14 protein-coding genes and 4 pseudogenes are annotated in these 15168 nt (G+C 69.6%); 7 read left to right on the top strand and 11 right to left on the bottom strand.

Annotation, left to right across the window (positions count from 1 at the left end):
• The 3 genes and pseudogenes from EFK10_RS13990 to EFK10_RS52620 all read right to left on the bottom strand — a co-directional run.
• A pseudogene (locus tag EFK10_RS13990) lies at positions 1-272 on the bottom strand (hypothetical protein); the annotation flags it as partial.
• Positions 273-1280: 1008 nt separating this feature from the next.
• Entirely contained in the window at positions 1281-1886 is a 606-nt protein-coding gene (locus tag EFK10_RS13995) for a hypothetical protein (RefSeq protein ID WP_127356034.1), read from the bottom strand.
• Between the two features lie 204 nt (positions 1887-2090).
• The gene (locus EFK10_RS52620) at positions 2091-2471 is read right to left on the bottom strand and encodes a DNA cytosine methyltransferase (RefSeq protein ID WP_322973331.1); all 381 of its coding nucleotides are present in this window, start codon (positions 2469-2471) and stop codon (positions 2091-2093) included.
• Between EFK10_RS52620 and EFK10_RS14005 the strand changes: the two genes are divergently transcribed.
• A complete protein-coding gene (locus EFK10_RS14005) occupies positions 2356-2754 on the top strand; it encodes an MFS transporter (protein ID WP_206305446.1) in 399 nt (132 codons plus the stop codon). The genes EFK10_RS52620 and EFK10_RS14005 overlap by 116 nt on opposite strands.
• A 48-nt stretch (positions 2755-2802) precedes the next feature.
• Here the strand turns inward: EFK10_RS14005 and EFK10_RS14010 are convergent.
• Both EFK10_RS14010 and EFK10_RS14015 read right to left on the bottom strand, forming a co-directional pair.
• Positions 2803-4036, bottom strand: a pseudogene (locus EFK10_RS14010) (MFS transporter).
• On the bottom strand, positions 4033-5433 hold the full coding sequence (locus EFK10_RS14015) for an NAD(P)-binding domain-containing protein (RefSeq protein WP_127356036.1): 1401 nt from the start codon (positions 5431-5433) through the stop codon (positions 4033-4035). Before EFK10_RS14015 ends, EFK10_RS14010 begins: the two are co-directional and overlap by 4 nt.
• 106 nt (positions 5434-5539) lie before the next feature.
• Between EFK10_RS14015 and EFK10_RS14020 the strand changes: the two genes are divergently transcribed.
• Positions 5540-5905: an ArsR/SmtB family transcription factor gene (locus tag EFK10_RS14020; RefSeq protein ID WP_127356037.1), complete on the top strand. Its 366-nt coding sequence runs from the start codon at positions 5540-5542 to the stop codon at positions 5903-5905.
• A gap of 268 nt (positions 5906-6173) precedes the next feature.
• Here the strand turns inward: EFK10_RS14020 and arsB are convergent, their stop codons facing one another.
• Entirely contained in the window at positions 6174-7283 is a 1110-nt protein-coding gene (arsB, locus tag EFK10_RS14030) for an ACR3 family arsenite efflux transporter (protein WP_127356038.1), read from the bottom strand.
• Positions 7280-7588, bottom strand: coding sequence for an ArsR/SmtB family transcription factor (locus EFK10_RS14035; protein ID WP_127356039.1), 309 nt, complete (start codon positions 7586-7588; stop codon positions 7280-7282). The genes arsB and EFK10_RS14035 overlap by 4 nt, the downstream gene beginning before the upstream one ends.
• Positions 7589-7663: 75 nt before the next feature.
• Here EFK10_RS14035 and EFK10_RS14040 point away from each other — a divergent pair, with 75 nt between their 5' ends.
• The 3 genes and pseudogenes from EFK10_RS14040 (at position 7664) to trxB (ending at position 9736) form a co-directional block, all read left to right on the top strand.
• Positions 7664-8293 carry an arsenate reductase ArsC gene (locus EFK10_RS14040; RefSeq protein ID WP_127356040.1) on the top strand — a complete coding sequence of 210 codons (630 nt, stop codon included), beginning with the start codon at positions 7664-7666 and terminating at the stop codon, positions 8291-8293.
• 35 nt (positions 8294-8328) lie between these two features.
• Positions 8329-8748 (top strand): arsenate reductase ArsC, encoded by a 420-nt coding sequence (locus EFK10_RS14045; protein ID WP_127356041.1) that lies wholly within the window; start codon positions 8329-8331, stop codon positions 8746-8748.
• A pseudogene (gene trxB, locus EFK10_RS14050) lies at positions 8745-9736 on the top strand (thioredoxin-disulfide reductase). The gene EFK10_RS14045 and the pseudogene trxB overlap by 4 nt, the downstream one beginning before the upstream one ends.
• A 460-nt stretch (positions 9737-10196) precedes the next feature.
• Here the strand turns inward: trxB and EFK10_RS14060 are convergent.
• The 4 genes and pseudogenes from EFK10_RS14060 to EFK10_RS14070 form a co-directional block, all read right to left on the bottom strand.
• Positions 10197-10628 carry a VOC family protein gene (locus tag EFK10_RS14060; RefSeq protein WP_127356042.1) on the bottom strand — a complete coding sequence of 144 codons (432 nt, stop codon included), beginning with the start codon at positions 10626-10628 and terminating at the stop codon, positions 10197-10199.
• A gap of 135 nt (positions 10629-10763) precedes the next feature.
• Positions 10764-10910: a hypothetical protein gene (locus EFK10_RS47395; protein ID WP_164835990.1), complete on the bottom strand. Its 147-nt coding sequence runs from the start codon at positions 10908-10910 to the stop codon at positions 10764-10766.
• Positions 10911-11326: 416 nt separating this feature from the next.
• Entirely contained in the window at positions 11327-11662 is a 336-nt protein-coding gene (locus EFK10_RS53255) for an MmyB family transcriptional regulator (protein ID WP_164835992.1), read from the bottom strand.
• Positions 11663-12063: 401 nt separating this feature from the next.
• Positions 12064-12493 (bottom strand): annotated as a pseudogene (locus EFK10_RS14070) (MmyB family transcriptional regulator); the annotation flags it as partial.
• Between the two features lie 82 nt (positions 12494-12575).
• Between EFK10_RS14070 and EFK10_RS14075 the strand changes: the two are divergent.
• The gene (locus tag EFK10_RS14075) at positions 12576-13694 is read left to right on the top strand and encodes an IS630 family transposase (protein WP_322973330.1); all 1119 of its coding nucleotides are present in this window, start codon (positions 12576-12578) and stop codon (positions 13692-13694) included.
• 31 nt (positions 13695-13725) lie between these two features.
• Positions 13726-14745, top strand: coding sequence for a S66 peptidase family protein (locus tag EFK10_RS14080; protein WP_127356044.1), 1020 nt, complete (start codon positions 13726-13728; stop codon positions 14743-14745).
• The last annotated feature ends 423 nt before the right edge of the window (positions 14746-15168 follow it).

Consider the following 15168-nt stretch of genomic DNA (forward strand, 5'->3'; position numbering starts at 1 on the left):
GTTAGGGTCGCCACCCCGGTCGGCTCTGGGTTGCGCAATGCGGTGGGTGCGGTGGTGGTGGGTTGCGCAGCGGCCGCGACGGTGCGGGGCATTGCGCACACGACGGCCAGCGCCAGCGGGCCGGCCGCCAGTGCCGCCCACACTCCGATCCGGGCAAGGGAGACCCGTCGGTGCGCGGCCTTCAGGGTGCCGAGGGACGCGCTCGGAGTATGGAGCGGGCGGGGGGTGGAGGCGGCCGCGGGGGCTGGCCTTGGTGGGGTCTGGGTGGGCATACAAGGGCTCCTGGGACAGGGGCGGTCGGGGTGTTGCCCCTATGAAGCCCGGCGCCACTCACCGATTCGCTCACCACCAGGACCCCTTGGAGATCACGGTTCGGCCACGGCGCCCGTGGTGAGTTTTCCGCCCCCTGTGGTGAGTCGGCGCTGCCACTCACCACGCCTGGTCACAGGCCCTTTTCCTCCACCGGTCCGGCAAGCGGGGAGCTGGAGCGGGGCGGGCGGGAATCCGAGGATTTCTGCACTCACCACGGCCTTGCCCCCTACTCACCACGCGCTCGAACCCCAACTCACCACGGCCGCCAGGAAAACTCACCACGGTCCGGGCGCCTGCCAGCAAAACTCACCACGCCGATCGGAGAAACTCACCACGCCTGCTCACCGCCCCGCAGGCTCCGACCCGCCCCACTCACCGACCACGGCGGCCGCTGGCAGGCCACGCCCGGAGCCGGTCTCGCGCGTTGCGCAATGCCTCCCCGTGCCCCTCCGCGCCGCCGATTGCGCAGCCCGATTGCGCAACCCGCGGCGCCGATTGCGCAACCCGACGCGGGGATTGCGCAAACCGGCTGCGCAACCCGGATGCGCGGCCTCGGCCCGGGGATTGCGCAACGCCTGCGACGCCTCCCGGGCCGCCGGGTGTCCTGCGCAACGGCGGCAGGACTCCAGCGCGGAGCTCTGCACGGTGGTGACCAGATGCCTGCTCGCATCCGCCGACGCGGGCGGGCAGGGGCCGCGGGGCCCCGGTGCGCATCCTCCTCGCCACCGCTACAGTCCGTCACCCATCAGCCCAACGCGTACCCCGAAGCAGTAGCGCCCACGATGGCTCAGCCACCCGCTGGAAGACCCGCCACCGCTTGTCCCAGCCGACCGCCTCCTCAACGAACTGCGGAAGCTCAGCGCCGGCTGACCAGAACACGGCTGCGGTACAGCTCAGCAGCCGTGTCCTGGTCAGCCGTGTCGGCTCGACACAGGACTTCAGTTCCGCTCCTCGCCTGATCGCCGCGGCTACTTTGCGGCTGCGCGTACCTTGTCGAGGATGCGATACGCCTGGCGCTCGGTGACGCCCAGGTCGGCGGCGATCTCGGCGGCGGTCACCTTGCCTTTGCTGGCGGCCAGCATCTGCGCCATGCGGTCTTTGCGGGCCTGGGCGCGGGCGAGGCGCTTGTCGGTGGCAGCGGTGCGGGGCTTGGAGTCCTTGCTGCCTTTGGGGCGGCCGCCGCCGGCGCCGGCGCCGGGGCGGTTGGCGTCCCAGTCGCGGATGGTGCGCCGCTTCCAGTGCGCGACACCGCACACGATCGTGTCGGGCTTGGGGGCGTGGCCGTGGGCGACGTAGGCGGCCCAGGCGCCGGGCTTGATGACGTTCTGGAGCTGGTGCCGGGCCTCTTCCCGGTCCAGCAGGTCCTCCGGGGACTCCTGGTCGGGCAGCTGCGGGATCTCCTGCAGGCCGGCGAGGTGGGCCTCGACTTGTTCCTTGTCCCAGATGCGGGTGCGCGCGCCCTCCCGGCTGATCGGGGCGGGCAGCTGCTCGGCCTCGGCACGCGACAGGGTCTTCTTGCCCTTGCGTTGGGCGATGTCGTCGGCACCGAGGGGGATGCGGCCGGCGGGGATCATCAGTTCTCCTTGAACAGGCGCCGGCGGTGGTGATGCCGGCGTAGCGGGGTTCAGGTTCGGGTGTCGCGCTGTGGGGCCATCCACGACTGACATGAGGAACTTTACACTATTTACATCTGCGGTGGGATGGTGCGGGTCGAAACTGGGGGCCACAGCGTCGAGCCGCGGCCCCCAGTGGCCTCCTCACCCGGGTGGGCGCGGCGGTCAGTTGAGACTGGGCAGCACGCGCTGGGCCAGCCAGTACGCGGAGTTGACCGGGACGGCGTTGCCGACCTGCCGGGTCAGTTCGGCAGTGGTTTTTCCCTGGAAGCCGTGGCCGTCGGGGAACCGCTGGGCGCGGGCCTTGGTGTGGAGGCTGATCATCTGGACCTCGCAGTTCGTTGACGGTGCGGCCCGGCTTGACCAGCATGTGGTGGTTGCCTTCGGCGGTGATCGCGCCGATCGGCTCGTCCAGGGACTGCACCGTGCAGTGGTTGCGCAGCACGATGAGGAACGGCTGATCGCCGAACCGGCGCAGGCCGATGCCGATGCCGACCTTACGGACCCCGGGTTTGTCGGGCTGTTCACCATCAACGGCGCGGCCATCGCGTTCCTCGCCGTCCCGTTCATCCTGGCCGGTATCGGCATCGGCGCGGTCGAGACGGCCCAGCACTCCGCCGTCGCGGCCCTCGCCCCGAAGGACCTACGCGGCTTCGCCTTCGGCATGCTCGCTACCGTCCAGTCCCTGGGTCACCTCTCCGCCGGCGGCGGCATCGCCGGCATCCTTTGGACCGCCGTCTCGCCGACAGCCGCCTTCACCTATCTCACCGTCTGGATGGGCATCGCGCTGATCGGGCTGCTCATCTCCGTGCGGCGCCGCAGCAACTGACGCTCTGGCATCCGCTGCACACAACTGTGCGTCCGGCAGTTGCCGCCGCTACCGTTCCGGCCCCGTGCGGCGCGGCCTGGTCCCTACGACGACCAGGGCGGCGAGTGCGGAGACGAGTGCCAGCAGTGCGAACAGATGGGGGTAGCCGCCCAGGGGTGTGGCCAGGGCCGCGCCGGCGAACGGGGCAAGGGCGGAGGCTGCGGTCGCGGGTGCGGCAAGGAGTCCGGACAGGCGGCCGTAGTGGGTGGTGCCCCACCGGTCACTGATCGCGGTGGCTTGCAGCAGGGTGAGGTTGCCGCGGATCATCCCCGCAGTGACCGACAGGGCGACCAGTAGCCCGTACGGGCCCGGGACGGATGCGAGGGCGGCCGTGGTGAGTCCGCCGAGTGCAATGAGCGCGACGGTACGGGCCGTCACTGCGGTGCGGCGGGCGAGCGTTGCGTACAGGGTGCGGCCGAGGGTCTGTCCGGCGCCGCCGAGGCCGAGGGCCCATGCGGCTTCGGTGGTGGTGAAGCCGCGTTCGAGCAGGAGGGGGACCAGGGCGACGACGACGGCGTAGACGGTGAACGAGGAGAGGGTCAGGGCGGCGGCCAGCATCCAGAACTGCCGGCTGCGGGCCACGTGGTCCGCGCCGCCGGTGACGTGGGCAGGGGCCGGAGTCGCCTTCGGCCACGGTGCGTTGAGGGCGAATGCGTGGGCGGGGATGGTCACGGCGGCCAGCACCAGGGCGAGGACGGCGTATGTCGCCCGCCAGGACAGGTGGGTCGCCGGCGGCCTCGCCTCCACCGTCTTCGCACCCCTCACCGCCGCCCTCGCCGATGGTGACGATGGTGAGGGCGCGGACGTGGTCGGGTGCCCACCAGCGCGTGAGGGCTGTGAAGGCTGGCTGGTAGAAGGTGGAGGCCATCGCGAGTCCGGCGAGCAGCCAACCGGAGATGAACACGGGCAGGTTGGGGGCGGCGGCCACGATGAGGATGCTCAGCACGCCGAGTACCGAGCCAGCGGTCATGACGGTGCGCGGGCCGCGGTGGTCGATGATCCGGCCGACGCGTATTCCGGCGACCGCGGAGATGAGAAGGGCGGCGGAGAACGCGGCCGTGGTGGCTCCTGCGGGCCAGCCGGTGGTGGCGGTGATCTGCGGGTTCAGCACGGGGAAGGCGTAGTAGACGATGCCCCAGCTGGTGATCTGTGTGGCGCACAGCGCTGTGAGGGCGGCGCGGGGCCGCGACCGGTCCCCGGTTCCGGTCGCGGCCGCGCGCTTAGGGGTGTTGAGGTCGGTCACGAGCTGCAGCAGCCGCCCGCAGGTGTCTCTTCGGCGAGGGCTGCGAGGGGGGCGCCGACGCCGAGCTGCACGAGCGCGGGCGCCGGAGCGCAGCAGCCACTGCCGTCGGCCTGGTCGGCGGCCGGGGCGTCGAAGAGTCCGGCGCCGCCGCACACTCCGGTCTCGGGGAGGGTGAGTTCGACGCGGTCGGCGGAGGCGAGGTCGCCGGCGATCGCGGCGGTGACGGAGCGGACTTGCTCGTAGCCGGTCATGGCCAGGAAGGTGGGGGCGCGGCCGTAGGACTTCATGCCGACCAGGTATACGCCGGGTTCGGGGTGGGACAGTTCGCGGTGGCCGTGCGGGTAGACGGTGCCGCAGGAGTGCTGGTTGGGGTCGATCAGCGGTGCGAGGTCGACCGGAGCCTGGAGCCGCTCGTCTAGGCCGAGGCGCAGTTCGTCGAGGAAGGTGAGGTCGGGGCGCATGCCGGTGAGGACGATGACTTCGTCGACCGCATGGAGACGTCGTCCGTCTTCGCCGACCAGAACGAGGCGGCCGTCGCTGTTGCGCTCGATGGCCTCGGTGCGGAAGCCGGTGACGGCGTCGGCGTGTCCGTTGTCGACGGCGGCCTTGGCGGCGAGGCCGAGGGCGCCGCGGGCGGGGAGCTGGTCGGCTTCGCCGCCGCCGAAGGTGGAGCCGGAGATGCCGCGTCGCAGGATCCACACGGCGTGGGTGCCGGTGCCGTCGTCGGACTTCGCCAGGTCGGCCAGGTAGGCCAGGGCGGTGAAGGCGGAGGCGCCGGAGCCGATGACGGCGGTGCGCTTGCCTGCGTACCGGGCTCGGATTGCCGGGTCCTTGAGGTCGGGGACGCGGTAGGTGATGCGGTCGGCGGCGCTCTTCTCGCCGAGGGCGGGAAGGCCGCTGCCGCCGGCCGGGCTCGGGGTGGTCCAGGTGCCGGAGGCGTCGATGACCGCTTGGGCGAAGACGCGCTCCTCGCTGCCGTCGGCCGTGGTGAGGTGCACGACGAAGGGCTGGGTTGCGCGGTCGGCGTCGACGACGCGGTCGCGGCCGGTGCGGGAGACGCCGGTGACGGTGGCGCCGGTGCGGACGCTCTCGCCCAGGACGTCGGCGAGCGGCTGGAGGTAGAGCTCGGCCCAGTCCCCGCCGGAGGGGTAGGTGGAGGCGTCAGGCTTGGTCCAGCCCGTGGGGGCCAGCAGCTTTTCGGCGGCCGGGTCGGTCAGCTCGCCCCAGGTGGAGAACAGCCGAACGTGGGACCACTCGCGCACCGCGGAGGCGGCGGTGGGGCCTGCTTCCAGGACCAGCGGTTCGATGCCGCGCTCGACGAGGTGCGCGGCGGCGGCGAGGCCGGCGGGCCCGGCGCCGATGACGACGACCGGCAGGTCCGAGGTGGTGGTGGTCATGGCAGGTCCGTTTCTCCGGGATGAGCGGCCCGGCCGGGCCGCTGCTTCGATCACTGTCGATATGCCGAGCTTGCCACTCGGTATCGACGGGTGTCAACATAGACACATGTCGAAGTCAGAGGTTGTGGAACTGCCGGTGCTGGACGCCGGGGCTGCGGTGCCGTGCTGCCCGCCGATCACGTCGGCCGAGCTGTCACCGGCCGACGCGGAGAGGATGGCCGTGATGTTCAAGGCCCTGTCCGACCCGGTGCGGTTGCGCCTGTTCTCCAAGGTCGCCTCGCACGCGGGGGGCGAGGCGTGCGTGTGCGACATCGCCGACGTCGGCGTTTCCCAGCCGACTGTCTCCCACCACCTGAAGAAGCTGCGCGAGTCCGGCCTGCTGACCTCCGAGCGGCGCGGGACCTGGGTCTACTACAAGGTCGCCCCCTCGGTGGTCGCAGCGATGTCCGCGATGCTCGACCTGCGCGACTGACGCTGTTCTCGCCGGTCAGCCGCAGCCCGGCGGGCAGCAGCGCGCCAGGTAGTCCTGGAGCACGCCGAGCCGCTCGGCCATGAAGGCCCCGTCCGCGCGGTAGAAGACCTGCTTGCCCTCCTTGCAGGACAGGACCAGGCCGCCGCGGCGCAGAAGCCTCAGGTGTTCCGAGGCGGTCGACCCACACCGCTCGGCGATCTCGCCGACGGTCAGCTCGGCGCCGCCGGCGCCTGCCCGCCGCCGATCACCACCACGTCCACTGCGTGCGTCATGCCGACGTCGTCAGGGCGCTGGCGCCGAACTTCTTGCGCCAGGCCAGGGCCACGTAGACCAGGCCGATCAGGACGGGCACCTCGATGAGCGGGCCGACGACGCCGGACAGGGCCTGGCCGGAGGTGACGCCGAAGGTGGCGATGGCGACCGCGATGGCCAGCTCGAAGTTGTTGCCCGCCGCGGTGAACGCCAGCGTCGCGGTGCGGTCGTAGGCGAGGCCGAGGCCCTTACCGAGGAGGAAGGTTCCGAAGAACATGATCGCGAAGTACACCAGCAGCGGCAGCGCGATCCGTACGACGTCCAGCGGCTGCGAGGTGATCGTCTTTCCCTGGAGGGCGAAGAGGATGACGATCGTGAACAGCAGCCCGTACAGCGCCCACGGCCCGATCTTCGGTAGGAACCGCTGCTCGTAGCCTTCGCGGCCCATCTTCTGCTCGCCGATGCGGCGGGTGAGGAAGCCCGCGACGAGCGGGATGCCGAGGAAGACGATCACGTTGAGGGCGATGTGCCAGATGGAGACATTGAGGCCCTGGCCGTCGCCCAGGCCGAGCCAGCGGGGCAGCAGGTCCAGGTAGAACCAGCCCAGCAGGCTGAAGGCGATCACCTGGAACACCGAGTTCAGCGCCACCAGGACCGCGGCGGCCTCACGGTCCCCGCAGGCGAGGTCGTTCCAGATGATGACCATGGCGATGCAGCGCGCGAGGCCGACGATGATCAGGCCGGTGCGATAGGCGGGCAGGTCGGGAAGGAAGATCCAGGCCAGGGCGAACATGACGGCCGGGCCGACGATCCAGTTGATGACCAGCGAGGAGACCATCAGCTTCTTGTCGCCGGTGACGCGGTCGAGCCTGTCGTAGCGGACCTTGGCCAGCACCGGATACATCATGACGAGCAGGCCGAGCGCGATCGGCAGGGAGATCCCGCCGACCTCGATCTTCGCCAGCGCGTCATTCATCCCCGGGATCACACGCCCCAGCCCCAGGCCTACGGCCATGGCGACCACGATCCACACCGCGAGGTAGCGGTCGAGGGTGGAGAGCTTCTTGACGATCGAGTCGTCCCCGCTGCTGGCTGGTGACGTGCCTTTGGCGGCGGTGGAGGTCACGGGCAGGCCCTCTTGTTCTCGGAAGCGGTACGGGCGGAGGCGGCGAGCTGCGCGAACTGCTCGGACAGGCCGGCCAGCACCTCGGGACGCAGCTTGTAATACGTGAAGCGGCCGCACGGCTCGGTCTCCACCAGCCCGGCCTCGCGCAGCACCCTCAGATGGTTGGACAGGTTGGTCTGCTTCGCGCCGGTCTCCTCGACCAGGTGCGTCGTACAGAGCGTCTCGCGCGCCAGCAGGGTGACGATCTGGAGGCGGAGCGGATCGCCCAGCACCCGGAGTACATCAGGATCGACTGAAGTCAGCATGCACTGATACTCTCACATCACCATGTGCTGATACCAGCGCGAGATGACTTATTGGGAGCGTCGAAGGAGTTCCCCGTGTCCGCCACATCCCCACCACTACCCGACCAGCGCCTGGCCGCCGGAGTCGCCCGGCTCGCCACCCGGCACGCCGGCCGCTTCTCCCCAGAGACCGTCCAGGCCCTGCTCACCGACTCCTACAGCCTCCTCGCCGCCACCGCACGAGTGCGCACGCACCTGGTCGTGCTGGCCGAGCGCCTCACCGCTGAGCGTCTCGACGCTCTCGCCCACGTCCAGGGCGACCCCGGCAGCGGCCTGCCGCGCGTGCTGTTCGTCTGCAGCCACAACGCGGGCCGCTCCCAGCTCGCCGCAGCCCTCTTCGAGTACCGCGCCGCCGGCCGCGCCATCGCGTCCTCCGCGGGCACGCACCCCGCGGCCGAGGTAGAGCCGTCCATCGCGCAGGTCCTCACCGAGACCGGCGTCGACGTCTCCGGAGCGTTCCCCAAGCCGCTGACCGACGAAGTCGTCCAGGCCGCCGACATCGTCATCACCATGGGCTGCGGCGACGCCTGCCCGGTCGTGCCCGGCCGCCGCTACCTGGACTGGCCCATCGCCGACCCCGACGGCGCCCCGATCGCCGTCGTCCGCGACATCCGCGACGCGATCGACACCCACATCACCGAACTGCTGTCCTCCCTGCCCGCCTGAACCCACCAGTTGGTCCCTTCATGAAGGAAGAACCCATGTCCACCGCCCCGCTCGCCTCCGTGCTCTTCGTCTGCGTCCACAACGCGGGCCGCTCGCAGATGGCCGCCGGTTTCCTCTCCCACCTCGCGGGCGACCGGATCGAGGTCCGCTCGGCCGGCTCGATCCCGGCCGACCAGGTCAACCCCGCAGCCGTCGAGGCCATGGACGAACTCGGCATCGACATCGCCGACCAGAAGCCGAAGATCCTGACCACCGAGGCCGTCCAGGCGTCCGACTACGTCATCACCATGGGCTGCGGCGACGCCTGCCCGATCTTCCCCGGCAAGAAGTACCTCGACTGGGCGCTCGAAGACCCGGCCGGCAAGGGCGTCGAGTCAGTCCGCCCGATCCGCGACGAGATCAAGGCCCGCATCCAGGCCCTGATCGCCGAGATCGACGCCAAGCAGAAGGCATGAGCAGCCTGAGCGGTACCGGCACCGAAGGCGTGCGGGACGTCGTCATCATCGGCTCCGGCCCGGCCGGCTACACCGCCGCCCTCTACACCGCCCGCGCCCAGCTGCGCCCGCTGCTGTTCGGCAGCAGCATCTTCGTCGGCGGCTCGCTGACCACCACAACCGAAGTCGAGAACTTCCCCGGCTTCCCCGAAGGCATCGACGGGCCCGTGCTCATGGAGAGCATGCGGGCCCAGGCGGAGAAATTCGGCGCCGGGATGGTCGACGACGACATCGTCTCCGTCGACCTCACCGGCGACATCAAGCTGCTCACCGACTCCACCGGCACCGTGCACCGCGCGAGAACCGTGATCGTGGCGACCGGCTCCGGCTACCGCAAGCTCGGCCTGTCGCGCGAGGACGAGCTGTCCGGCCGCGGCGTCTCCTGGTGCGCGACCTGCGACGGCTTCTTCTTCAAGGCCCGCGACATCGTCGTAGTCGGCGGCGGCGACACCGCCATGGAAGAGGCCACTTTCCTCACCCGCTTCGCCAAGTCAGTGACCGCCGCTCGACCCTGCGGGCCTCGAAGGTCATGCAGGACCGGGCCTTCTTCGACGACAAGATCTCCTTCGCCTTCGACAGCGAGATCGCCGAGATCAAGGAGAGCGGCGGCATGCTGGCCGGCGTCTCCTTGCGCGACGTCTTCACCGGCGCGACCCGCGACCTGGACGTCACCGGCCTGTTCATCGCGATCGGCCACGACCCGCGCACCGAGCTGTTCACCGGCCAACTCGACCTGGACGGCGAGGGATACATCAAAGTCGCCTCCCCCTCGACCCGCACGAGCCTGTCCGGCGTCTTCGCCGCCGGCGACGTCGTCGACCACACCTACCGGCAGGCCATCACCGCCGCCGGCACCGGCGCGGCCGCCGCCCTGGACGCCGAGCGGTACCTCGCCGCCCGCGGCAGCCGCGACGCCGCCGACGAGCAGAGGGCCGCGGTCGCGGTCTGAACCCGCCCGCCGGTCCGGAACCGGCGCTGACGGGCGGTGCGCTCGGGGCGGGCCGCGGTGATGTAGCGCATGGCGGTTGTCTCGGTGATCCCGAGCAGGGGCATGAGTCGCAGCGGATCCGCGTCTCGAGGGCCTCGTTGAGGATGCGGTCGTGGCGCAGCGCCCCTGCATGGTTAGCTCCTTCGGGAACGCGTTGCGCAGCGTGGCGGTCATCGGCGGCGGGGCCAACCGCCGCCCGATGGACTTCGTCCAGGCGGTCTCGAACCCGGGGCGCTGCTTGTCCTCAGCGCCGACAGGGGCGGCGACCAGAAAGGCGAGGGCGGCCGGATAGCCGTCGCCGGGCTCACGTGGACACCGAGGGGCGGTTCTGGATCAGGACCGTTGGCGCGCCGCGGGACGGCGACCCTCGTGATGGCGAACTGCACCAGTCGACTCGCGAAGGTGCCACGTTCGCGGCCACTCAGTCGAGACAGAACTCGTTGCCCTCGATGTCCTGCATCACGATGCACGACTCATAGTCGCCATCGGCAAGCAGTAGTCGCACGCGTACCGCGCCGAGCGCGACCAGTCGTACGCACTCGGCCTCGAGTGCGGCGAGGCGCTCTTCACCCACGAGCCCGGTGCCGACCCGCACGTCAAGATGCAGCCGATTCTTGACGACCTTGCCTTCGGGAACGCGCTGGAAGAACAGTCGCGGGCCCACACCTGATGGATCAATGCAGACCGCTGACCCCTGATGCTCAGGCGACAGCGAGCGATCGAAATCGTCCCAAGTAGCAAACCCCTCCGGTGGCGGCGGTACGACATACCCCAACACCTCGCACCAGAAACGAGCGACGCGCTCAGGTTTTGCGCAGTCGAAGGTGACTTGGACCTGCTTGATCGATGCCATCGGTCCACCATAGAGGCGGGGTCTTTCGTCGTCTCCACGGGCCCGCCCCTGGCTAGGTTGTGGCGCACGCGGCCGACTCTTGGCGACGAGTGGGACCTTGAGCCGTATGCAATCAGAGCAACACGGTTAGACCGGCTAGAGAACGTTGCCGGTGACAGCGTGCACGACGACCAGGTCGGCGAGGTCGGCGCGCAGGCCGAACGCGGCCGGGTCGGCGAGGATCATCAGCAGGATGCACGTGCTGTCGGCGCCGAGTCCGTACGACAGGGCGGTCATGCGCATGGCCGGGCTCCTTGCTCGGGTCGTGGTTCGGGATTGGGCCGCCGGCGGGCGGGGTCAACCGCCCGCCGGCGCCGTGAGGTCACGCAGCCAGGGCCAGCCGCTCCAGGTAGTCGCGGGTCTTGGCCTTGCCGATGAAGCCGGCCATCGCGGTGCCCGGCGGGTGCTTGACGATCGGGCCTTCGGCGGCGTCTAGGGCCGCGGCCCGACCGGACGATCTCGGCGATCGACAGATCCTTCTTGAAGCTGTGGCCCACGGTCTGCTCCAGAGCGACGTACGTCTGCGCCTTCTCCGGGAGCAGCCGGGCCGCGCACGTCAGGTCGGCTTCGGAGGCCAGGACGCAGAATGAGCAGGACAGGCTTTTTCGAACTACAGAATCCTGTTGCCAGAAGATCAGCGACTTGCACTGGGAAAGGTCTTACGAAGCACATGGGCATGCTGGGGGAAGCCCCCAAGACGTGCTCTTCCAGCGCATGAAGGCCGACGTGGTGCCCGCGGGGCCGAACGCATGGGGTTCAGGTCTGTCCACCGCGCCGGTCGTGGGCGAGGTCGCTGAGGGCGCGGTGAGGTCGAGCAGGAGGAGGGCGTCGTGGTCGGGGGTGCCGGGGTCGGCGACGTAGACGCCGAGTCGCTGTCCGGGGGTGCCGTCCAGGTGCATGGACTGGGCGGTGAGGGTGATCGTGCCGACGTGGGGGTGTCGGAACGTCTTGTGTGTGGGTTTGCGGCCGGTGACGTCGTAGCCGGGGTTCCGCAGCTGTGCGGCGCTCTAGTCCACGAAAAGGCTGGCTGACCTGCTGCAATACACTTCCGCCGACTGTGTCGGCGTGTGTCTAGTCCTGGAAACACGCGCAGGTCAGCGGTTTGCCCGCCGGTCCCGACGGGCAAACAATGCCAGCATCCCCGGCCGTACAAACAGCCGCGTTCTGGGTCATACAGACCATGATCCGAAACCATCGAGGCGCTCCTTCAGGCGGTGGGCATCCAGTAGCGTGGTGGCTGCAACTTCCCGCCGTTCCAGCCCACTTGACCGGCGAAGCGCGCTGACCAGCAGGAACGCCAGCGCCTAGACACACGCCCGTTCGGCGTGCCATCACGTATACCCCCAGGCCAGAGCCCCGATTCGTGGACTAGAGCACCCACTCAACTGCGGAACCCCGGCGTAGCGTTCCCAGAGTTTGGCGAAGTCGGGGCTTTTGAGTAGGAGTTCGCCGACGAGGTTGGTGAGGTCGGGGGCGTCGGGTGCGATGCCGGCGAGGGCGCGCAGCCTGGAGACGCAGGCACGGACCTGGTTGTCCCAGTCGGGGAGGAGGCCGGCGGCTGCGGGGTGGAGGAAGAGGTAGCGGGCCAGGTTGCGGCGTTTGGCGGGCCATTCGTCCAGCCCGGCGTACAGGGCGAGGCCGCCGGGGTTCCCGGCGAGGAAGTCCATGCTGCGGCTGAGGACGTAGGCCGGGTAGGGGCGCATAGTCTCCAGCAGTAGTTTCAGGTGCGGGCTGACCGTGCGGCTGGGTGCGGGTGGTGGTTCGGGTGCGTAGCGGGCGGCGCGGGCGGCCAGTTCCCGCAGGTGCTGGTGTTCCTGCTCGTCTAGTGCTCTGACCGGGATGGTTCGCCGGGTTGGTGGTCGTGGCGGTTGGATGTGCGGTGACGTCCGTCCGATCGTTGGGGGTGTGGTGGCAGAGCCTGTCCGTGTGCGCAGGTTGACCGACCAGGAAGGGCAGAAGCTGCAGCAGATTGTGCACCGGGGCAGCACCAGTTCGGTGCGCTACCGGCGCGCGATGATGCTGCTGGCCTCGGCCGGCGGGAACCGGGTACCGGTGATCGCGAAGCTGGTCCAGGCCGACGAGGACACCGTCCGGGACGTGATCCACCGGTTCAACGAGATCGGCCTGGCCTGCCTGGACCCTCGGTGGGCGGGAGGCCGTCCCCGCCTGCTCAGTCCTGACGACGAGGACTTCGTCGTCCAGACGGCCACCACCCGCCCGACCAAGCTCGGCCAGCCCTTCACCCGCTGGTCCATCCGCAAACTCGCCGCCTACCTGCGGAAAGTGCACGGCCGCGTGATCCGCATCGGCCGCGAGGCGTTACGGTGCCTGCTCGCCCGCCGCGGCATCACCTTCCAGCGGACCAAGACCTGGAAGGAGTCGCCCGACCCGGAGCGCGACGCCAAGCTCGACCGGATCGAGCACGTCCTGGAGCGCTTCCCCGACCGGGTGTTCGCGTTCGACGAGTTCGGCCCGCTCGGCATCCGCCCCACCGCTGGGTCGTCCTGGGCCGAGCAAGGACACCCGGAGCGGCACCCCGCGACCTACCACCGCACCCACGGCGTCCGGTACTTCCACGGCTGCTACTCGGTCGGCGACGACAAGCTGTGGGGCGTCAACCGCCGCAAGAAGGGCGCCGCGAACACCCTGGCCGCGCTGAAGTCGATCCGCGCGGCCCGCCCGGACGGCGCCCCGATCTACGTCATCTTGGACAACCTGTCCGCCCACAAGGGCGACACGATCCGGCGCTGGGCGAGGAAGAATCGGGTCGAGCTGTGCTTCACCCCGACTTACGCGTCCTGGGCCAACCCGATCGAGGCCCACTTCGGGCCACTGCGGCAGTTCACCGTCGCCAACTCCCACCACCGCAACCACACCGCCCAGACTCGCGCCCTGCACGCCTACCTGCGCTGGCGCAGTGCCAACGCCCGCCACCCCGACGTCCTTGCCGCTCAACGGAAGGAGCGTGCTCGCATCCGCAGCGAGAAGGGCCTGCGCTGGGGCGGACGACCGGCGAAAGTCGCGTGACCCTACCAATGGCACCGGCGACACTGACGCCATGACTGGTTCTGCACTGCCTCAACTGCTTCGACCGCGTGCCCTGAGGCCCGGAGATCTCGTTGTCATCGCATCGCTGTCCGGTCCGCTGCCAGCCGCTTACGAGCCCAACGTCGAGCAGACGGTGGTTGTGCTCGAGCGGATGGGATTCCGCGTGCGTCGGGCTCCGCTACTCGAAGTAGGACTCCGCCATTGGTGGAGCGCGGCCACGCCGGCGGAGATCGCCGGGGAGCTCAATGGTCTTCTGCGTGATCCTGAGGTGCGCGCGATCGTCGCGAGTGACGGCGGCCAGACGGCGCTCGGCTACCTTGACCTGATCGACGTCGAGGCGATCAGGGCCGACCCCAAGCCGATCCTCGGCTACAGCGACATCTCGCTGCTGCATCTGGTGCTCTATGCGCGCACGGGTCTGGTCGGGTTCCATGCCGACATGGCCGTCCCTGGCTTCGGCGGACACTGGCAGTCTGCGCCCGTGGCGCGCCAAGCGGAACTCGAGAAGCTCTACTCCAGGTTGCTGACCGGTACCGAGGCGATCGGTGCGCTGCCTGCGAGCCCGTCGTGGGAGTGCTGGCGTCCTGGTCGTGTCGAAGGTCGGCTGATCGGCGGGGTGATCAATCGCATCGTGCTGGCGCAGGCGACGCGTTTCGCGCTGCCGCTCGAATGGTTCGACGGTGCGGTGCTGTTCTGGGAGGAGATAGGGGGCCAGGCATCGTACGTGTGGAGCTATCTGCAGGTGATGCGACACTGCGGCATCCTCGATCGGATCTCCGGCATGGTCGTGGGCGTTCCGCGCGAGATCAGTGGACTCGAGCCCGGCGCGTCCCCTACTCTGCCCGAGATCGTCCTCGACGTCCTCGGCGACCGTGACATCCCGGTCCTGGGCAACGTCGAGTTCGGGCATGCCGGCCCGAATCTGCCGATGCCGGTCGGCATCCGCGTCGGCCTCGATGCGCAGCAGCGGACGTTGTCGCTGCTCGAGCCGGCGGTAGGGCCGCACGCGATGACGGGACCGGTCAGCTGAGCACCGCGGATCAGTGAGCCGACGGCCCCGGCAGCACCCCCGGGGGCCAACTCACGCTTTGGTGACCGGCGCCCTGAGTCGCTTGTTCGGCCTGTAGGAGGGGCCATGAACACCTGGTGGCTCGTGTTGATCTAGAAGCTCAGCTCCTGACGTCAGGGATCACCAACCCGGTGAACGTATGCGGTCACAGCACTAGGACCTGTTCTGAATTCGGATCATGGTGCGGGCGTCAGGCTACGGAGCCAGATGAGGGAGCCGCGTAGGTGTAGGCCGGCTTCGTAACTGGTGGGGGTCTTGTCATAGCGGGTGGCGAGGCCCCACCAGTCGTCGGGTAGCCGGGTCACGTTGCCGTAACCCGGCCCCCTGAGAACCGGGCATGCTTGTTTCCAAGCACCACGGCTCAAGCAAGCCCATAGACTTCAC

The organism is Streptomyces soli (assembly GCF_003999195.1).
GTDB lineage: Bacteria > Actinomycetota > Actinomycetes > Streptomycetales > Streptomycetaceae > Actinacidiphila > Actinacidiphila soli.